This window comes from Ferrimonas sediminicola (assembly GCF_005116715.1).
Lineage (GTDB): Bacteria > Pseudomonadota > Gammaproteobacteria > Enterobacterales > Shewanellaceae > Ferrimonas > Ferrimonas sediminicola.
In genome coordinates this window covers 327,448-346,495 of record NZ_SWCI01000001.1, presented here as the reverse complement: position 1 = coordinate 346,495, position 19,048 = coordinate 327,448, and the positions used below count along the sequence as shown (strand labels likewise).

General features: G+C 64.4%; 16 protein-coding genes. All 16 read right to left on the bottom strand.

The window, feature by feature from the left end; genetic code table 11:
• Window positions 1-73: 73 nt before the first annotated feature.
• A complete protein-coding gene (gene ftsZ, locus FCL40_RS01590; RefSeq protein WP_136850672.1) occupies window positions 74-1,303 on the bottom strand; it encodes a cell division protein FtsZ in 1,230 nt (409 codons plus the stop codon).
• Between the two features lie 96 nt (window positions 1,304-1,399).
• Entirely contained in the window at window positions 1,400-2,635 is a 1,236-nt protein-coding gene (ftsA, locus tag FCL40_RS01585; protein WP_136850670.1) for a cell division protein FtsA, read from the bottom strand.
• A gap of 7 nt (window positions 2,636-2,642) precedes the next feature.
• Complete coding sequence (locus FCL40_RS01580) at window positions 2,643-3,392, bottom strand: cell division protein FtsQ/DivIB (RefSeq protein WP_136850668.1); 750 nt, start codon at window positions 3,390-3,392, stop codon at window positions 2,643-2,645.
• A 6-nt stretch (window positions 3,393-3,398) separates the two neighbouring features.
• Window positions 3,399-4,313, bottom strand: coding sequence for a D-alanine--D-alanine ligase (locus FCL40_RS01575; RefSeq protein ID WP_136850666.1), 915 nt, complete (start codon window positions 4,311-4,313; stop codon window positions 3,399-3,401).
• Complete coding sequence (gene murC / locus FCL40_RS01570; RefSeq protein WP_136850664.1) at window positions 4,306-5,757, bottom strand: UDP-N-acetylmuramate--L-alanine ligase; 1,452 nt, start codon at window positions 5,755-5,757, stop codon at window positions 4,306-4,308. The genes FCL40_RS01575 and murC overlap by 8 nt, the downstream gene beginning before the upstream one ends.
• On the bottom strand, window positions 5,750-6,841 hold the full coding sequence (gene murG, locus FCL40_RS01565) for an undecaprenyldiphospho-muramoylpentapeptide beta-N-acetylglucosaminyltransferase (protein ID WP_136850662.1): 1,092 nt from the start codon (window positions 6,839-6,841) through the stop codon (window positions 5,750-5,752). Before murG ends, murC begins: the two co-directional genes overlap by 8 nt.
• Window positions 6,838-8,007: a cell division protein FtsW gene (gene ftsW, locus FCL40_RS01560; protein WP_136850660.1), complete on the bottom strand. Its 1,170-nt coding sequence runs from the start codon at window positions 8,005-8,007 to the stop codon at window positions 6,838-6,840. Before ftsW ends, murG begins: the two co-directional genes overlap by 4 nt.
• The gene (gene murD, locus FCL40_RS01555) at window positions 8,008-9,309 is read right to left on the bottom strand and encodes a UDP-N-acetylmuramoyl-L-alanine--D-glutamate ligase (RefSeq protein WP_136850658.1); all 1,302 of its coding nucleotides are present in this window, start codon (window positions 9,307-9,309) and stop codon (window positions 8,008-8,010) included. It abuts the gene before it with no gap.
• Window positions 9,309-10,391 carry a phospho-N-acetylmuramoyl-pentapeptide-transferase gene (gene mraY / locus FCL40_RS01550; protein ID WP_136850656.1) on the bottom strand — a complete coding sequence of 361 codons (1,083 nt, stop codon included), beginning with the start codon at window positions 10,389-10,391 and terminating at the stop codon, window positions 9,309-9,311. The genes murD and mraY overlap by 1 nt, the downstream gene beginning before the upstream one ends.
• Entirely contained in the window at window positions 10,392-11,756 is a 1,365-nt protein-coding gene (locus tag FCL40_RS01545; RefSeq protein ID WP_136850654.1) for a UDP-N-acetylmuramoyl-tripeptide--D-alanyl-D-alanine ligase, read from the bottom strand. It lies immediately after the preceding gene.
• Window positions 11,749-13,218 carry a UDP-N-acetylmuramoyl-L-alanyl-D-glutamate--2,6-diaminopimelate ligase gene (gene murE / locus FCL40_RS01540; RefSeq protein WP_136850652.1) on the bottom strand — a complete coding sequence of 490 codons (1,470 nt, stop codon included), beginning with the start codon at window positions 13,216-13,218 and terminating at the stop codon, window positions 11,749-11,751. Before murE ends, FCL40_RS01545 begins: the two co-directional genes overlap by 8 nt.
• Window positions 13,202-15,016 carry a peptidoglycan D,D-transpeptidase FtsI family protein gene (locus FCL40_RS01535; RefSeq protein WP_136850650.1) on the bottom strand — a complete coding sequence of 605 codons (1,815 nt, stop codon included), beginning with the start codon at window positions 15,014-15,016 and terminating at the stop codon, window positions 13,202-13,204. Before FCL40_RS01535 ends, murE begins: the two co-directional genes overlap by 17 nt.
• Complete coding sequence (gene ftsL, locus FCL40_RS01530; protein WP_136851359.1) at window positions 15,013-15,324, bottom strand: cell division protein FtsL; 312 nt, start codon at window positions 15,322-15,324, stop codon at window positions 15,013-15,015. Before ftsL ends, FCL40_RS01535 begins: the two co-directional genes overlap by 4 nt.
• A 4-nt stretch (window positions 15,325-15,328) precedes the next feature.
• The gene (gene rsmH / locus FCL40_RS01525; protein WP_136850648.1) at window positions 15,329-16,279 is read right to left on the bottom strand and encodes a 16S rRNA (cytosine(1402)-N(4))-methyltransferase RsmH; all 951 of its coding nucleotides are present in this window, start codon (window positions 16,277-16,279) and stop codon (window positions 15,329-15,331) included.
• A complete protein-coding gene (gene mraZ / locus FCL40_RS01520) occupies window positions 16,279-16,737 on the bottom strand; it encodes a division/cell wall cluster transcriptional repressor MraZ (protein ID WP_136850646.1) in 459 nt (152 codons plus the stop codon). Before mraZ ends, rsmH begins: the two co-directional genes overlap by 1 nt.
• A 269-nt stretch (window positions 16,738-17,006) precedes the next feature.
• Complete coding sequence (locus FCL40_RS18640; RefSeq protein ID WP_205729069.1) at window positions 17,007-19,022, bottom strand: hypothetical protein; 2,016 nt, start codon at window positions 19,020-19,022, stop codon at window positions 17,007-17,009.
• Window positions 19,023-19,048 lie beyond the last annotated feature (26 nt).

Below are 19,048 nucleotides of genomic sequence, written 5' to 3'. Positions count from 1 at the left end.
AATTTCGGGGGGCATATTTTACCAGAAAAAACGCCCAGGGCCAAAATCTGGTCTGATCAGATAATAAAACCTTTTAATCCAACTGCTTACGCAGGAACGCCGGAATATCCAGGTAAGCACCCTTCTGGGCATCCTGGGCAGGCGCGGCATTGCCGTGGCTGCTGGCCGGTGTCGGCGCAGGGGCCGTCGGGGTCGCCGGCTCGCTGGCCTGGGCCGCAGGCTCGATCCGGATCGGCTGCATGGAGACCGCGGGCTGCTCCAGGGGCTTGGGCTCGGGCTGAGCCACAGGCTGAGGGGCAGGGGTCGCCGCCTTGGGCGGCACCACGATCTGAATGTCTGGCTTCTTGTCGGCGCCGATGCCGGTGGCCACCACAGTGACCCGGATCTCGTCGCTCATCTCCGGTTCGATAACGGTCCCCACCACGATGGTGGCGTTCTCGGAGGCGTAGGCGCGGACATGATCACCGATCAGGGTGTACTCCTCGATGGAGAGATCCATGCCACAGGTGATGTTCACCAGCACGCCCTTGGCACCGGTCAGGTCGATATCCTCCAGCAGCGGACTGGATACCGCGGCTTCGGCGGCCTCTTCGGCGCGGTTCTCGCCCCGGGCCACACCTGTGCCCATCATGGCGTTGCCCATCTCGGACATCACCGTCTTCACGTCGGCGAAGTCGACGTTGATCAGGCCGGTGCGGGTGATCAGCTCGGCGATCCCCTGTACCGCTCCCAGCAGCACGTTGTTGGCGGCACTGAACGCCTCCAGCAGGCTGGTCTTGGTGCCCAGCACCTTCAGCAGCTTGTCGTTGGGCACGGTGATCAGTGAATCCACATGCTTGGACAGTTCGGCGATCCCCTGCTCCGCATAGGCGGCACGCTTCTTACCTTCGAAGACAAACGGCTTGGTCACCACGGCGACGGTGAGGATCCCCTCCTCCTTGGCCACCTCGGCCACCACCGGCGCGGCACCGGTCCCGGTTCCCCCACCCATGCCGGCGGCGATGAACACCATGTCGGACCCGGTCAGGGCGGCGCGGATGGACTCTTTGTCCTCCATGGCCGCTTCATAGCCCACGGCAGGGTTGGCTCCGGCGCCCAGTCCTTTGGTGACGTTCTTGCCCAGCTGAATGGTGGTGCCAGCGGTGGACTTGCGCAGTGCCTGCGAGTCCGTGTTGGCCACGATAAACTGGGCTCCTTCGATGGTCTGCTCAACCATGTGCTCGATGGCGTTGCCACCACCGCCCCCCACGCCGATCACCTTGATGACGGCATCTTCGGTGTGCGCGTCCACAACCTCAAACATACTCTTATCTCCGTTTAGCCTGCGTCCAAAGTCATTCTGTTATCAAGCGGCTGAATCTCAGGGGCCAATGCTACCCCCGATCAACTGTGCGGGCCGCTAAAACTCGCCTTTAAACCAGCCTTGGATCCGGTCCAACATGCTGGTTACTCCGTGTTTTGTATGGCGTTCTATTTCCCGATCGCGGATGCGCTCGGCGCCAAAGTACAGCAAGCCGACGGAGGTTGCAAAGCTTGGCTCGCTGACGTATTCCTTCAGTCCCTTGGGTTCGTGGGGTACCGCCACCCGCACCGGCATGCCGAAGCACTCCTCGGCCACCTCCACCGCCCCTTCGATGGCCGAGGTGCCGCCGGTCAGCACCACCCCGGCGGCCACCTGCTCTTCGAAGCCGCTGGCCCGCAGCTCCTCCTGGACCAGCTCGAAGATCTCCTGATAGCGGGGCTCCACCACCTCCGCCAGGGTATGGCGGGACATGGTGCGGGACGGCCGGCCACCGACGGAGTGCACGTCGATGCTCTCCTCCTGGCTCACCAGGGCACTGCGGGCCGAGGCGTACTGCACCTTGATCTGCTCGGCGTAGGAGAGCGGAGTGCGGAATATCTTGGCGATGTCACTGGTCACCTGGTTGCCGGCCACCGGGATCACCGCACAGTGGCGCAGGGCACCGTTGGTGTAGACGGCGATGTCGGTGGTGCCGCCGCCGATGTCCACCAGGCAGGCCCCCAGATCCTTCTCATCCTGGGTCAGCACCGAATCGGCACTGGCCAGGGCCGAGAACACCAGGTCCTCCACCTGGATGCCACAGCGCTCCACGCACTTGATGATGTTCTTGGCCCAGTCGTTGGAGCAGGTGACGATGTGCACATCCACCTCCATCCGCATCCCGGAGATCCCCACCGGACTGCGGATACCCTCCTGCTCGTCGATGGTGAACTCCTGGGGCAGCACGTGCAGGATCCGCCTTTCGGTGGGGATCTTCACCGAACGGGCGGTATGGATGGCGTGGTCAACGTCATCCTGGGTCACCTCATCGTCGTCGATGGAGACCATCCCCTTCTCGTTCTGGCTGTCCACGTGACGGCCCGAGATGCTGAGGAACACCGAGTCCACCTGGCAGTCCGCCATCATCTCCGCCTGGCCGATGGCGTTCTTGATGCTGCGGGAGACCGAATCCAGATCGTTCACCCCGCCCTTGTCCATGCCACGGGAGGGCTGACTGCCCAGGCCGGCGATGCTGATGGCGCCGTCAGGCAGCACCTCGCCAATGATTGCCACCACCTTGGAGGTGCCGATGTCCAAACCCACAATTAGGTTTCGCTCCTGACTTTTGGTCATGATGTCATCAATCTCTCTGTTCCAACTGCCAGCCGACAGCCAATCCCGTATCGTACCGAATATCAATGTATTGTGCTTGCCTTCCTTGCCTGGAAAGCGTGGGCCACAGCTCAATAAACCGCTGCAGCCGCTCGATCCCCTCGATGCGTCCCAGCCTCAGCTCCAGCCCATCCTCCAGGGTCAGGGTCCAGGCGTGGCGATGGCTCAGGGTCAGTCTCTGTGGCGAAAATCCATTTAACCTCAGAAGCTCACTGAATTTCAGCCAGTTCTGCCACACTTTTTCACTGCTGCCCTCAGGGCCGGCCAACTGGGGCAACGCGCCGATCCCGGACCTTGGCGGCGCCTGGAACACCTGGGCGTCCTGATTGAGCCAGTCGCCGCCGTTCCAGTGGGCCATGGGGCGCTGCTCCACCAGATAGAGCCGCAGCCGGTTGGGCCACTCCCGCCGCACCGTCACCCGGTTGACCCAGGGCAGCCGAGTGAGGGCGGTGCGCACCTTCTCCATGTCGGCGGTCACCAGGCTGTCTCCCTCGATGGCGGACAGCGCCTGACGGACCTCGATGTCCCGGGTGTAACTGCGCTGACCCACCAGGGCGATCTCATCGATGGGCAACCGTTCGGCATCCGCCAGGGTCTGCCCCAGCAAGCGTCCACCCCAGGCCAGGCCCAGCAACACCGAAATCAGCAGCAGCACGCCACAGACCGAGTACCAGTTCACCCTGGGCCAGGACCAGCTGCGCCACACCGCCAACCCCATCGGTGGCTACTCCACGGTCTGGGCCAGGATGGTGGTCACCAGGGTGGGAAAGTCGATCCCCACCGCCCTGGCCGCCTTGGGCACCAGGCTGGTCTCGGTCATGCCTGGTACCGCATTCACCTCCAGCAGCTGCCAGCGGCCGTCTCTGGTGCGCATCACGTCGACACGACCCCAGCCGCTGGCGCCCACCGCACGGAAGGCGGTCAGAGCCAACGCCCGCAGCTCAAGCTCCTCCTGCTCAGGCAGTTCGCAGGGACAGAGGTAGCGGGTCTCATTGGATTGGTACTTGGCCTGGTAGTCGTAGAAGGCGTTGTCGGTGCGCATCTCGATGACCGGCAGCGCCCGCTCTCCCAGGATGGCGACGGTAAACTCCGGACCGTCGATCCACTGCTCCACCAGCACCTCCCGGTCAAACTCGTGGGCGGCGGCGATCGCCTGGGCCAGCTGCTCCGGCGTCTCGGCGATGGCCATGCCGATGGAGGATCCTTCATTGGCTGGCTTGACCATCACCTTGCCCCCCAGGCGTGACAGCATCTGTGAAGCGGTCTCCGCCTTGAACCGCCCCTCGACGGCTACCTCGAAGGCGGCGGTGGGCAGCCCCTGACCGGCCCACAGACTCTTGGTGCGCACCTTGTCCATGGCCAGGGCACAGCCCAGCACGCCGCTGCCGGTGTAGGGCATAGCCATGTGTTCCAGGGCGCCCTGCAGGGTGCCATCCTCGCCACCACGGCCATGTAGAACGACAAAGGCGCGGTCAAACCCCGCCAGCTCCGTCAGGGCGCGCTCGGACGGGTCGAAGGGGTGGGCATCGACCCCTGCCTTGAGCAGGCCCGCCAACACGGCCTGCCCCGACTTCAGGGAGATCTCCCGCTCGGCGCTGCTGCCGCCCAACAACACGGCCACTTTGCCAAACTCAGTCATGGTGTTCCCCTCTCATCTTCTCCACCGAGAGCTCCATGGCGCCCAGCTTCCTGGCCAGGGCGCCGATGTTGCCGGCCCCCTGAGTCAAAACCACATCGCCGTCCTGCAGCACCTCCGCCAGCATCGCCGGCAAGGCGTCGGGTCCCGGCACATAGATGGGATCCACCTTGCCTCGGCCACGGATGGTGCGAGCCAGGGCCCGGCTGTCAGCGCCGGCGATGGGCTCCTCACCGGCGGCGTACACCTCCAGCAGCAGCAGTTGATCCACCTGGGCCAGCACCTGGGCAAAGTCGTCGTAAAGATCCCGGGTACGGCTGTAGCGGTGGGGCTGATAGGCCATCACCAGCCGACGTTCCGGCCAGGCGGCCCGGGCCGCCTTGATGGTGGCCGCCACCTCACTGGGGTGGTGCCCATAATCGTCCACCAACAGCGCCCGGCCGCGACCGGTATCGAACTCACCATACTGCTGGAAGCGGCGGCCGATCCCCTCGAAGCTGGTCAGGGCGGCGGCAATGGCCTCATCGGGGATCCCCGCATCGGTGGCCACCGCGATCGCCGCCAGGGCGTTCAGGACATTGTGACGACCCGGCAGGGAAAGAGTCACCCTCAGGTCGGCCCGGCCTTGACGCTGAACCACGAACTCGCTGTGGGTCCCACTCTGACGGAAGTGAGTAGCGCGAACGTCCCCCCCCTCCTCGAAGCCGTAGGTCACCAGTTGGCGACCGAGCCTGGGCAGCAACTCGCGCACACCGGGATCGTCGCCGCAGACCACGGCCAGGCCGTAGAAGGGCAGATTGTGCAGAAACTCGACGAAGGTGTCGTGCAGCTTGCTGACGTCACCGCCGTAGGTGTCCATGTGGTCCGGCTCGACATTGGTGACCACCGACACCATGGGCTGCAGGTGCAGGAAGCTGGCGTCGGACTCATCCGCCTCGGCGATCAGGAACTTGCCGGATCCCAGCCTGGCGTTGGTACCGGCACTGTTGAGCAGACCGCCGATGACGAAGGTGGGATCCAGCTGTGCCTGGGCGAAGATGCTGGCGATCAGGCTGGTGGTGGTGGTCTTGCCGTGGGTCCCGGCAATGGCGATGCCGTGGCGGAAGCGCATCAGCTCCGCCAGCATCTGGGCCCGCTGCACCACGGGAATACGGTCGGCGCGCGCCGCTACCACCTCGGGATTATCCTGTTTGATGGCGGTGGAGACCACCACCACATCCTTCTCCTCAATCCACCGGGCGTCATGACCGATGTGGATGGTGGCCCCCAGCGCCCGGAGGCGCTCGGTGACCGCATTCTCGGCGATGTCACTGCCACTGATGGCATAGCCCTCGTTGACCAGCACCTCGGCGATGCCGCCCATGCCGGCGCCGCCGATGCCGACAAAATGGATCGCTTTTACCCGCCTCATGGCGGGCAAACCGTTGGAAGTGGTTCTGTTACTCATTGTTGCCTCCGGCGGCCTGGATACACTCCTCGGCCACCAATTGGGTGGCTTGGGGTACCGCCACCTGGGTTGCCGCTCTGGCCATGGCGGTCAAACGTTCTGAATCATGGGCCAGCTGGGTCAGCCTGCATGCCAAGGCCGACGGGGTCAGCTTTGACTGGGGCATCAATTTGGCCGCCCCTGCCGCCACCAGGGCTTCGCTATTCTTGGTCTGGTGATCGTCCACCGCATGGGGGAAGGGCACCAGGATGGCGGGGCGACCGCAGGCCGCCAGCTCCGCCACGGTCAGGGCACCGGCCCGACAGATCACCAGATCCGCCCAGGTATAAGCCGCCGCCATGTCATCGATAAACTCCGAGACCTGCACTCCGACCGCCGGGGCCAGAGTTTGCCAGGCCTCCCGGGTGGCAGCCTCATTGCCACGCCCCACCTGGTGCCAGACGGTCAGGCTGGTGTTCGGGCCCAGTCGCTGCGCCGCCTGGGGCAACGTCTCATTGAGCACCTTGGCCCCCAGGCTGCCACCGACAATCAGCACCTTGAGCTGGTCACCGGGAACCACAGGATGATCGCGACCCACCGCCAGCAACTCCTCCCGCACCGGGTTGCCCACCCGGCGGGCCTGCCGCCCGGGGAACACGCCGTCGAAGGCACACAGGATGCGGCTGGCGAAGCGGGCGAGGATGCGATTGGTGGCCCCGGCCACGGCGTTCTGCTCATGCAGCACCACCGGAGTGCCCCTGAGCCAGGCGGCAATGCCACCGGGCCCGGCGGCGTAACCGCCCATCCCCAGCACCACATCCGGTTTGCGCCGACGCTGGATGCACCAGGACTGGTAGACCGCCTTGAGGATCTGCAGCGGCGCCTTGAGCTTGCGCAGCAGGCCGTTGCCGCGCACGCCCTGGATGTCGATAAAGTCGATCTCGAAGCCATGCTGGGGCACCACTCGTGCCTCCATGCGATCGGCGGTGCCGAGCCAGCTCACCTGCCAGCCCTGCTCCTGGAGTCGCCGGGCCACCGCCAGGGCGGGGAAAACATGACCGCCGGTGCCACCGGCCATCACCATCAATCGCTTAGGCGCCGTCATCGCTCCGCCCCCTTGGCACTCAGCTGAGCCAAGCGCCGCTCGTAGTCGATGCGCAGCAATACCACGGCTGCGCCCGTTGTTACCCATAAACTGCTTCCACCATAACTGACCATGGGCAGCGTCAACCCCTTGGTGGGCAGCAGGCCCACACTGGCGCCGACGTTAACCGCGGTCTGAAAACTAAACCAGATGCCAATGCCATAGGCCAGGTAGCCGGAAAACGCCTGGTTGGCCTGCAGGGCCAGGTTGCCGATACGCAGGGCCCGCAATGCCAGCATCAGCACCAGCACCAGCACACAGGTGACGCCGACAAACCCCAGCTCTTCACCCAGTACCGCAAAAATGAAATCCGTGTGGGCCTCCGGCAGGTACTCCAGCTTCTGAATGCTGTTGCCCAGCCCCTGCCCCAGCCAGTCACCCCGGCCATAGGCCATCAGCGACTGGGTCAGCTGATAGCCGGCTCCGAAGGGATCCTCCCAGGGATCCCAGAAACTGGTGACCCGCTTCATCCGGTAGGGGGCCGAGACGATCAGCAGCACCACCATCGCCACCCCCAGCAGCATCAGCGCGAAAAAGTCACGCAGTTTGGCCCCGGCCAGGAACAGCATTCCCATCACGGTGACAAACATCACCACCGTGGTGCCGAGATCCGGCTGCATCAGCAACAGCACCGCATACATCCCCAGGGCGACAAAGGGCTTGAGGAACCCCTTGATCTCCTCCCGCACCTCCTGGTGGCGTCGCACCAGGTACCCAGCCAGATAGAGGAACAGGGTGAACTTGGCCACCTCCGCCACCTGCAGGTTGAAGGGCCCCAGGGGGATCCAGCGGGTGGCGCCATTGACGCTGCGGCCGCCAATCAGCACCGCCACCAACAGCCCCAGTCCCAGAAACATCAACGGCGCGCTGTACCTCTGCCAGACGGCGATGGGGATGCGCACCCCCACCGCCACGATCACCCCGGCCATGGCCAGGAAGAACAGGTGGCGCCTCACGAAGTGGAACGGGTCCCCGGTGAGGTTCTCCGCTTCCGCCAGGGACGCGGAGGTCACCATCACCAGGCCGAGACAGGCCAGCACCACCATCAGCATCAGCAGCATCCGGTCATACAGCATCGGCTGTGACGGCGACTCCCTGAAGTTGATGGTCAGCTGCTCCAGTGCCATCTACAGGGCCTCCACCGCTTGGCGGAACGCCTCTCCGCGCGCCACGTAGTTGGCAAACATATCCAGGCTGGCGCAGGCCGGCGACAGCAGCACCATGTCCCCGGGCCGGGCCCGCTCTGCCAGCATCCTGACCCCCTGCTCCAGGGAATCGCAACCCAGCGCCCCGGGTTTCAGGGCGGCGATGGCGTCGCCATCCTGCCCCAAGGTTACCAGCTGGTCGACCCGCTCATTCAGCCAGGGCGCCAGGGGAGAGAAATCCGCGCCCTTGCCCACACCGCCGGCGATCAGGTGCAGTCGGCCGGGAAACGCCTTCATCCCCTGCAGCGCCGCCAGGGTGGCCCCCACATTGGTGGCCTTGGAGTCGTTGACGTAGTGGACTCCGCCCTTGACCGCCACGGTCTCACAGCGGTGTGGCAGGCCGCCGAACCTCGTCAGGGCCTTCACCATCGGCGCCTGCTCCAGTCCCAGGGCCTCGGCCATGGCGATGGCCGCCAGGGCGTTGGCCTGGTTGTGGCTGCCCACCAGGGCCATGTCGGCCGCCGCCAGCACCGGCCGTTCTCTGGCCATCAGCCGGCCCCCCTCCAGCCGGAACTCCCCCCGCTGCAGGCCGAAGCGCCAGGCATCGGGGCGGCCGCTGCGGGTGTGGGGGTCGTCGGCATTTTCCAGCACCAGCTCGGCGCCCGCGTAGATGGTGGCCTTGGTGTCCCGGTAGTGACCAAAGTCCCGGTAGCGGTCCAGGTGGTCATCGCTGACGTTGAGTACGGTGGCGATACGCGGCCGCAGGCTGGTTGTGGTCTCCAGTTGGAAGCTGGAGAGCTCCAGCACGTAGCAGTCGTGGCCCCGCCCCAGCAGATCCAGCGCCGGGGTGCCGATGTTGCCGCCGATGCCGACACTGCGCCCCGCCTCGCGGGCCATCTCCCCCATCAGGGTAGTCACCGTGGACTTGCCGTTGGAGCCGGTGATGGCCACCACCGGGGCGTCCACCTCGCGGGCAAACAGTTCGATGTCGCCGATCGCCTCGACCCCCGCCGCCATCGCCTCGGCGATGGCCGGGTGAGCCAGGGGGATGCCAGGGGAGACCACCAGGGTCTGGGCCAGCTTCAGGGCCTCGGCGTCGAAGGGGCCGGAAATCAGCGGCACACCGGGGAACTCCGCAGCCAGGGTGTCGGCACCCGGGGGCGTCCGCCGGCTGTCCCACACCGCCAGGGTGTCACCGCGTCGGTGCAGATGGCGCACACAGGAGAGACCGGTGATACCCAGTCCCAGAATCAACCATCGTACCGGCACAGTCAGTTGGCTCATCAGCGCACCTTCAGGGTCGCCAGACCCAGCAGAACCAGGCACAGGGAGATGATCCAGAAACGGACGATCACCCGCGGCTCCGGCCACCCCTTGAGTTCATAGTGGTGGTGGATCGGCGCCATCTTGAAGATACGCTTACGGCGCATCTTGAAGGAGCCCACCTGCAGGATTACCGACAGAGTTTCCACCACGAAGATCCCCCCCATGATCACCAACAGGATCTCCTGGCGGGTGAGCACGGCAATGGCGCCCAGGGCCGCACCCAAAGCGAGAGAACCCACGTCCCCCATGAACACCTGGGCCGGATAGGTGTTGAACCACAAAAAGCCCAATCCCGCCCCCACCATGGCGGTGCAGACGATCACCAGCTCACCCACCCCCGGCAGGTAGGGGATGTGCAGGTAGCGGGAAAACTCGGCATGGCCGGACAGGTAAGCCACCAGGGCAAACGCCGCCGCCACCATCACGGTGGGCACGATGGCCAGCCCGTCGAGGCCGTCGGTCAGGTTGACCGCGTTGGAGCTGCCGACGATGGTGAAGTACGCCAGCAGCAGGAAGATGCCGCCCAGCTGAGGCATCACATCCTTGAAGAAGGGCACCACCAGCATGGTTTCATCGGGACTGCGGGCGCTCCACAGCAGGTAGCCGGCCACCACCAAGGCGATGGCGGACTGCCAGAAGTATTTCCAACGAGCAATCAACCCCTTGGGATCCTTACGAATCACCTTGCGGTAATCATCGACGAAGCCGATGGCACCGAAGGAGCCGAGAACGAACAGCATCACCAACACGTAGCGGTTAGCCAGCTCTCCCCACAGCAGCACGCTGACGAAGATCCCTCCGAGGATCATGATCCCCCCCATGGTGGGGGTACCGCGTTTGCTGAAGTGGGACTCGGGACCGTCGTCTCTGACCACCTGGCCAATCTGCATGTTTTGCAGATAACGAATCAGGTAGGGGCCTGCCACCAGGCAGAACGCCAGGGCGGTCAACAGTCCAAGAATGGCGCGGAACGTCAGATAGGAAAAGACGTTGAACCCGCTATAAAACTGGGCCAGGTATTCGGCCAGGTAAACCAGCATCTACTTCTGTTCTCCATAGTGTTCCGACAGCGCATCGATCACCCGTTCCATGGCGGCGCTTCGGGATCCCTTCACCAAAAGGGTTATGGGCCGGTCATTTTCCGCCAGCAAAACCTTGATGGCGGCAACCAGGGCGGTCTGATCCGCAAAATGGCGCCCGCGGGGGTGGGGCGCAGAAATCGAGCGGCTTAATGTACCCACTGTCAGCACGTGGTCAATCTCTTTTTTCACCCCGTGGGCCCCCACCTCGCCGTGAAGGCGCTCGGCGTCCTGCCCCAGCTCACCCATGTCACCAAAAATCAGTACCTTAATCGAGGACGTCTCCGCCAGGGCATCGATGGCCGCCTTGCCGGACGCCACGCTGGCGTTGTAGCAGTCGTCGATCACCGTGACGCCGGCCGCCAGGCGGATGGGGCGCATCCGGCCCTTCACCGGCGCCACGCCCTGCAGCCCCTGGACAATGCGGTCCAGCTCAATGCCGGCGGCAGTGGCCAGGGCGGCAGCCGCCAGGGCGTTGTCCACCTGGTGGCGGCCCACCAGAGGCAAGGAGACGGTACGGGCACCGTCATGGCGATGCAGGGTAAATCGGTAGCAACCGTTGTCCAGCACCTGCAGCGCCTCGGCATACAGATCGGCGAAACCGCGGCTGGAGAAGGTCAGCACCGGCCGCGTTCCCAGGGTCTCCCTGATAAAGTCGGCCTTATGGTCGTCCAAGTTGATTACCGCGACACCATCGTCAGTCAGGTGTTCAAAAATCTCGCTCTTGGCCCGGGCCACACCGTCGATGGAGCCGAACCCCTCCAGGTGGGCGGCCTGAACATTGTTGATCACCGCCACGTTGGGGCGCACCAGCGAGGAGGTGTAGCGGATCTCGCCGGGGTGGTTGGCCCCCAGTTCAAAGACCCCGAACCGGTGCTGAGGTTCCAGCCTGAGCAGGGTTAACGGCACCCCGAGATCGTTGTTGAAGTTGCCGCGGGTGGCCAGGGTCGGCCCCTCGCAGGCGAAGATGGCCGCGGTCAGCTCCTTCACCGAGGTCTTTCCCACCGATCCGGTGATCGCCACCCGGTAGGGGGCCAGCTTGCGACACAGCCAGGCTCCCAGTTGCCCCAGGGCCAGACGGGTATCGCCGACCACCACCTGGGGCAGCGCCAGCGGCTGAGGCTCACTGACCAGTGCGGCCGCGGCCAGCTCGGCCACCTGCCTGACATAGCCGTGGCCGTCGAAATGCTCCCCCTTGAGGGCCACAAACACACCGCCGGCTTGCGGAGCCCGACTGTCGGTAAACAAGCTGGAGACCAGGCGGTCCTCTCCGACCAGCTCACCGGAGAGGATCTCCGCCATCCGGCTCAGGCTGAGCTCAATCATCGACGCTCTCCATCAGTTGCTGCACCCAACGACGCTCGTCGTAGTGGCGACGCTCGGTACCGATAATCTGATAATCCTCGTGGCCCTTTCCCGCCACCAGAATCATGTCTTTTTCGCCGGCCTCAGCCACTGCCAGGGCCACCGCCCGGGCACGGTCGGTCTCCACCCGGCAATGGGCCCGCCCGGACAGCCCCTGCTGCATCTGGCCGATGATGTCGGCCACCGCCTCGCTCCTGGGGTTGTCTGCGGTCAGCACCAGTTCGTCGGCCAGCGCCTCGGCCTCCATGGCCATCAGCGGTCGTTTGCCCCGGTCGCGGTCACCGCCGCAACCAAACACACACCAGAGGCGTCCCCGGCAGTGGTGCTTGAGCGCCGTCAGGGCCTGGCCCAGGGCATCCGGGGTATGGGCATAATCCACCACCACGGTGGCCCTGCCAGGGGCGGAGAAACTCTCCATTCGCCCCAAGGCCGGCTTGAGCCGGCTGACCGCCTGCAGCAGAGGAGCCAGCTCCATCCCGCGAATCAGCATCGCTCCCAGGGCCGCCAGCAGGTTGGCCAGGTTGAACTGGCCAATCAGCGGTGAATCGAGCTGAAACCTTCCCCAGCTGGAGTCAACCACGGCACTGACGCCGCCGGGGTGGTAGTCTGCCCGCTTGACCGACAGGAAGTGACCACGGCAGGTGGCACCGTCGATGCTGTAGCCCACTCCGGGCTTGTCCGTCGGCCAGCGCCGGTGCCACTGGGCGCCATACTGGTCGTCCAGATTGAACACCCCCGCCTGCAGCTGCGGCAGCTCAAACAACCTGGCCTTGGCATCGGAATAGCCGTTCATATCGCCATGGTAATCCAGGTGGTCACGGCTGAGGTTGGTAAAGATGCCCACGGCAAACGGCAGGGCATCCACCCGGTGCTGAGACAGGCCATGGCTGCTCACCTCCAGCGCGACCGCCGCCGCGCCGGCCCGGGCCTGGTCCGCCAGGGCGCGAGCCACGGTGAGGGCATCCGAGGTGGTATTGGCGGAGGGCTCAAGCGCACCCCACAGGCCATTGCCGACGGTCCCCATGACCCCGGCCCTCTCCCCCATCAAGTCATGAAGCTGGGCCAGCAGCTGGGTCACCGTGGTCTTGCCGTTGGTGCCGGTCACCCCGTAAAGCACCGGCCTGGCCGCATCGGGGTAGGCGCGCAGGGCGATGGCGCTGAGTTGAGAGGCCAACTGCGGCAGGCCGATGCGCAGCACCGGCGCCTCGGCGATCAACCCGGCCCGCTCCGCCTCCTCCAGCACCGCCACCGCCCCTTTGGCCACGGCGGCATCGATGTAATCACGGCCATCCACCAGGTGGCCGGGCATCGCCACAAAGCAGTCCCCTGGGACCACCTGGCGGCTGTCCAGGGTCAGGCCCCGAACCTCTGTCTCTGTTTCGAGCGTCATCCACGGCGCCAACAGATCATCTAGAGCGATCATTTGCGCCTCCTCGTCGGGCCACCAGATTGCCGGCCCGCTCCTGTTCTGTAATGGGCGCCACGTTCAGCATCTGCAGCGCCCCGGCCATCACCTTGGCAAACACCGGCGCGGCCACGGTCCCCCCGTAGTACTGCTCCCCCTTGGGGTCGTTGATCACCACGGAGATCGCCAGCCTGGGCCGCTCGGCGGGTGCCAGGCCGGCAAAATAGGTTACATAGTCATCCCCATAGCCACCGGCCACTGCCTTGCGGGAGGTCCCGGTCTTGCCGGCCACGGTGTAGCCGTCGATATGGGCGCGCTTGGCGGTCCCCTCGGGGCCGGTGATGCCGGACAGCATCCGCACCACCTCATCCGCCACCCATTCCGGCACTGCCTGCTCGGCGGCGGGCATCTGATCGGGACGAAGCTTGAGGATCGACACCGGGTTCCTGCGGCCACCGTTGCCGAGGATGGCGTAGACCCGCGCCAGTTGCAGCGGTGTGGCGCTGAGACCATAGCCGAAGGAGAGGGTGGCCCGCTCAAAGTCCGACCAGCGGTGACGACGGGAGAGCACGCCGGTGGACTCGCCGGGCAGGTTGATGCCGGAGTACTCGCCGATGCCAAAGCGGGCATAGCTGTCCAGCAGGGTCTCAATCTCCATCCTCAGGGCCAGGTTGGAGGTGCCCATGTTAGAGGATTTGAGCAGCACATGGGTAATATCCAGCTTGCCGAAATTGCGGGTATCACGAACGACGCTGCCGCCGATGCGCTTCCAGCCAGGGCTGGTGTTGATCACCTCGTCCGGTGTGGTCGCCCCCTCGGACAGGGCGGTAGCCACCACCAGCGGCTTGATGGTCGACCCGGGCTCAAAGGTGTCAGTAATGGCGCGATTGCGCATGGCAAAGCTCTGCATCCCCGCCCGCTGATTGGGGTTGTAACTGGGGGTATTGACCATGGCCAGTACTTCGCTGGTGGCCACATCCAGAATGACGATGGAGCCGGAGCTGGCCATATGATATTCGGTGGCCCTCTTCAGCTCCTCGTAGGCCAGGGACTGCAGCCGCATATCGATGCTCAGACGCAGATCGTTGGGGTTCTCCCCCTCCTCGATCACCGACAGGTTCTCCACCACCTTGCCGTCCCGGGACTTGCGCACCCGGCGTTTGCTGGCGGAACCGGTCAGCCAGTCGTCATACTGACGCTCCAGCCCCTCCAGTCCCTTGTCGTCGATGTTGGTGATCCCCACCAACTGGGCGGTGATCTCCCCCGCCGGGTAGTAACGACGCGACTCCGGCTTGAGGCCGATGCCGGCGATCTTCAGTTCACGCACATAGCGGGCAAGGGCCGGGGTCACCTGCCGCTTGAGGTAAACGAAACGGCGCTTGGGATGGGCCTTGAGGCGAGCGGCCAGCTCAGCGGCATCCTCGCCCACCACTTCCGCCAGGGCCTGCCAACGACGGCTGTCGGCGAAGCTGTTCTTCTCGTTGAGTATTTTTGGATCGGCCCAGATCGCTTCCGCGGGTACGCTCACCGCCAGCATCTCACCGTTGCGATCGGTGATCAGCCCACGCTGAACCTCGCGGGTCTGGGTGCGCAGCGAGCGCATGTCTCCCTCGTAGATAAGACGGTCCGGAGAGATCACCTGGATGTAGGCGGCCCGGCCGACAATCGCCAGGAAGACGGCACACAGGGCCACCACCACAAACCGGTAGCGGTACTGGAACAGGGTTGGGTGCAGGTTCTGCTTGGCCCCGGACTTGGCCGGAGCCTTGGCACTGCGTCGTTTCAGGGGGCGCTTCTTGCGCGTTGCTGGCTTCATGGCAGCCTCACCACCACCTCTTGCCCCGGTGCGGGGCGTCCCATACCCAACTGTTTCTCAGCCATCCTGCCCACCCGGCTATGCTCTGTCAGGGTCTGCTCCTCCAGCAACAGGTGGCGCCACTCGATATCCAGTTCATCCCGATGCTGCAGCTGCTGGTTCAGGGCATTGGTCATCTGCCGGGCTTCGTAGGCGGTCCACACCACTGCCAGGGCGCTGATCAGCACCAGCGCCCCCATCAGCAGCATCGGCCACAGGCGGCGCAGATCCGCCACAATGGCCGAACCCAGACCGGCGTCACCCGGCATCATCTCAGCCCAGCCTCTCCGCCACCCTCAGCACCGAGCTGCGGGAACGGGTGTTGTCATCCACTTCGACATCGGAGGGCTTCAGCGCCTTGCCGATGGTCTTCATGGTGCGTGTCTGGTTGATCTGATCCTCGGTCAGGGGCAATCCCGGCGGCAACGGCTCACCCTGGCTCTGGCGACGCATGAAACGCTTGACCATGCGGTCCTCCAGGGAGTGGAAGCTGATCACCGACAGCCGTCCCTTGGGTGCCAGCGCCAGCAGGGATCCGGCCAGGGCACGCTCGATCTCCTCCAGCTCGCTGTTGATGTAGATGCGGATCGCCTGGAAGGTGCGGGTAGCGGGGTGCTTGCCCTTCTCTAGCTTGTGTTTGGGCGTGATCGACTCAATCAGGCCGGCCAGATCCCGGGTCCGGGTCAGGGGCTTGCCCTCCTCTAGGTGTGCCTTGATCGCCCTGGCGATGGGGCCGGCGTACTTGTCCTCACCGAAGGTGCGGATCACCCAGGCGATGTCCTTGGCATCGGCGCGCTCCAGCCATTGGGCAGCGGTCTCCCCCTGGCTGTTGTCCATGCGCATATCCAGCGGTCCGTCCCGCAGGAAGCTGAAGCCTCGCTCGGCATCGTCCAGTTGAGGGGAGGAGACACCCAGGTCCAACAACACACCATCCACCCTGCCCTCCAGGCCTCGTTCACGGATGTAGTCCGCCAGGCCGGAGAAGGGGCCGTGGATGATGCTGAAACGGGGATCCGCCTGCTCCAGCTCCCGGGCCACCGCCACCGCCTGGGGATCCCGGTCGATGCCAAACAGGCGACCGTCGGGTCCGAGGCGAGAGAGAATCTCGCGGCTGTGACCGCCGCGACCGAATGTGCCGTCGACATAGAGGCCGTCGGGCTTGATGTTTAACCCATCCACCGCCTCTTTGAGCAGTACGGTGACATGACTAAAAGTTTCCGCCATCAGAGGGCAAATTCCTGTAAACGTTGGTTGTCGATAAAGGCTTCCGCTTCCACTGCGGCATGGGAGGCTTCTATCTGGCTCTGCCAGTTCTGTTCGGACCAGATCTCAAACTTGTTCAACTGGCCCACCAGCATCAGTTGCTTGTCCAGGGAGGCAAACTGCCTCAGGGGGGGAGGGATCAGCACCCGGCCCATGCGATCGATCTCCACATCGCTGGCATAGCCGAGCAGCAACCGTTTCACGGCCCGCTCACTGGGCTGGGTATCCGACAGGCGTGCCAGCTTCTGCTCCACCGCGCTCCAGGCTTGGAGTGGGTAGAGAAGCAGGCAGGGGGAGTGAATGTCCACGGTGAGCACCAGAGGAGCGGAGTCCTCGGCACACAGCAGCGGCCGGTATCGCTTTGGTATGGCGATCCGGCCCTTGGCATCAAGTACGATGCTGCTGGCGCCTCTGAACACTGGCTACTCCATCCCTGTTAAACTTCAGTCGGACAAGATTTTTCCCACAAATAACCACTTTTTCCCACAAGCTACCAAGTTTATGGACACAAAGCGAGTATTGTCAAGGAAGCAAGATCGGAGTCAAAGCCAGTAAATTCGGGCCATTACACTTATTTTTTAGTTGGTTACCCTGAAAGATTCCGCCTGTGGAAAAACTGACAACCCCTACCGCCGCAAAATGAGAGCGGGGCCACACAGGGTGGCCCCGCCGGGGAGTGCCTCTCGGGTTACTGGCTCCGGGATCGCCAGTAGAGGGTGTTGGCCGCCGCCAGGTAGGGGCGGTACCAGCTCAGATCACCGTAGTGACGCAGAATGTGCTCGGCCACCTGTCCGACCCTGGGATCCACCTCCTGCAGGTCAATCCAGTCGTAGCCGATAGCCACCTGGTCCCAAGTGGAGCTGATCCCGCTGCCGTCAACGCCGAAGCTGGCCATGGCGGGTGCCCGGAATACCCTCTGGACCAGGGTGTTGGCCATACACTGCAGCGGCTCATCGCTCTCCAGCAGCCCCTCCTGTCGTGCCACTACCATGAAGCCGACATCCAGGTGGGCGTGGTTGAAGTCCTCCATCTTGCCTCCGCCGTTGGCCAGGAACTGGTAGTCCCAGTTGCACAGGTTATTGGCCTCCATCCTCAGATTATCCATGTAGAAGCCGAGGATCTCCCGGGCCTTCTGCCCCAGATCACCGTTTCCCTGCCCCCACTTGTCCAGGAAGATCATCGCGGTTGCCAGGGTCATGTTGTGGTTGAACGGCAGGGGATTGGAGAACAATCCGCCGTCCCCATAGTCCTCATTCTTGTAGTTCACATAGAAGTAGGATCCCTGGATGGCACCATTTTTGGTGGTGCTGTAGGAGCTGTCGTGGGCGCGTACAATCCGCTCTGCACGCTCGATGTAGTAGTCGGCCCGCTCCATATACTGGCTGAGATTCTCACTCTTGATGTGATCCACCAGCCTCATGATGGCATTGAGGATCATGCCGTCGGTGAGCGCCTCATTGCGCCAGGCACCGTTATAGGGCCTGCGCCAGCCGGGCACCGGCAGGCCGGGCGTATTCAGATACAGCTTGGGTGCCAGCCCCTGGTAGGGCTCGTTATGGATATTCAGCTCACCACGCTCCACCCGCTTCTCGTCGGTGTAGTTGAACATGTGGTCCGCCAGCTCAACGGCGTAATCCAGGTACTTGCTGTCACCATAGGTCTCGGCCATGCGTACGTAAGCGCGCATCCAGTAGTGCCCCTGCCAGGCGAACTTCTTCTCATCGTTGCCGTTGGTGGTGCCAATCAGCGGCCGCTGGCCGGAGTAGCTCCTGGCAAACTCCGCATCCCAATCCGCCTGACTGGCCACGTGGGGCAGCGGTGGCGACACATTGGTATCGATGGGGTGCCAGTCTCCACTGCCCAGGCCATGCAGCAGATGGGTGCTCTCGGCCCCGTTCCCGGAGGCGATCACCCCCCTGTCCTGGTCGAAGATCAGGGTGCGGGTGTTGTCGGCATTGTCCAGATCCACCAGGGCCAGGGCCTGCAGCCCTCCACTGGAGTAACTGTCCTGCAGGCGATAGAGCCAGCGGTAAGTGGCGGCATCGGCGTCCACGGCACCATCGCTGACGCTGGCCTGGCTCTCACCATCGGAAGCGCTGAGCTTGCCGTCGTCAACGGTGATCTCCACATAGCGGGTACGATTGAACTCGAATGGACCGGTAAGCGACACGGTGTTGCCGTTCCATCGGCCTTCGACGCTGTCGTGGCTGAAGGAGAGGTAGTCGCCATCATCGTCAGACACCAGCACGGTTTTGGCGGAGGGCTCCGCATTCACCCGGTCCAGCCAGGCCACCACCCGAAACTCGCCATCGGCGCGCCAGTCGGCGATCTCGCCATAAGCCCCCTGACCGCTAAAGTAGACCGCATCGCCCTGAAGAACCGGCCCTGGGTCGGGCGCAGGGTCCGGCTCGGGGTCCGGCTCCGGCTCGGGGTCCGGCTCGGGGTCCGGCTCCGGCTCTGGGTCCGGCTCCGGCTCCGGCTCTGGGTCCGGCTCCGGCTCCGGCTCTGGGTCTGGCTCCGGGTCCGGGTCCGGCTCGGGATCCGGGTCGGGGATCACCGGCGGTGGCTCCGGGTCAGGGTCCGGGTTGCTGCCACCACCACTGGAGCCGCCGCAGGCACTCAGGGTAAAGGTCAACAGGGCCGCCCCAAACAGGGCCTTCAAGGGGATGATACCGTCCGAATTCTGATCTTGTTGCCGATTCAAGTCTGATTCTCCAACTGTCGGCAGAT

Excerpts from the sequence above, each read along its gene's own strand:
- ftsZ (WP_136850672.1), bottom strand. The coding sequence starts at position 1,303 with ATGTTTGAGGTTGTGGACGCGCACACCGAAGATGCCGTCATCAAGGTG.
- ftsA (WP_136850670.1), bottom strand. The coding sequence starts at position 2,635 with ATGACCAAAAGTCAGGAGCGAAACCTAATTGTGGGTTTGGACATCGGC.
- FCL40_RS01580 (WP_136850668.1), bottom strand. The coding sequence starts at position 3,392 with ATGGGGTTGGCGGTGTGGCGCAGCTGGTCCTGGCCCAGGGTGAACTGG.
- FCL40_RS01575 (WP_136850666.1), bottom strand. The coding sequence starts at position 4,313 with ATGACTGAGTTTGGCAAAGTGGCCGTGTTGTTGGGCGGCAGCAGCGCC.
- murC (WP_136850664.1), bottom strand. The coding sequence starts at position 5,757 with ATGAGTAACAGAACCACTTCCAACGGTTTGCCCGCCATGAGGCGGGTA.
- murG (WP_136850662.1), bottom strand. The coding sequence starts at position 6,841 with ATGACGGCGCCTAAGCGATTGATGGTGATGGCCGGTGGCACCGGCGGT.
- ftsW (WP_136850660.1), bottom strand. The coding sequence starts at position 8,007 with ATGGCACTGGAGCAGCTGACCATCAACTTCAGGGAGTCGCCGTCACAG.
- murD (WP_136850658.1), bottom strand. The coding sequence starts at position 9,309 with ATGAGCCAACTGACTGTGCCGGTACGATGGTTGATTCTGGGACTGGGT.
- mraY (WP_136850656.1), bottom strand. The coding sequence starts at position 10,391 with ATGCTGGTTTACCTGGCCGAATACCTGGCCCAGTTTTATAGCGGGTTC.
- FCL40_RS01545 (WP_136850654.1), bottom strand. The coding sequence starts at position 11,756 with ATGATTGAGCTCAGCCTGAGCCGGATGGCGGAGATCCTCTCCGGTGAG.
- murE (WP_136850652.1), bottom strand. The coding sequence starts at position 13,218 with ATGATCGCTCTAGATGATCTGTTGGCGCCGTGGATGACGCTCGAAACA.
- FCL40_RS01535 (WP_136850650.1), bottom strand. The coding sequence starts at position 15,016 with ATGAAGCCAGCAACGCGCAAGAAGCGCCCCCTGAAACGACGCAGTGCC.
- ftsL (WP_136851359.1), bottom strand. The coding sequence starts at position 15,324 with ATGCCGGGTGACGCCGGTCTGGGTTCGGCCATTGTGGCGGATCTGCGC.
- rsmH (WP_136850648.1), bottom strand. The coding sequence starts at position 16,279 with ATGGCGGAAACTTTTAGTCATGTCACCGTACTGCTCAAAGAGGCGGTG.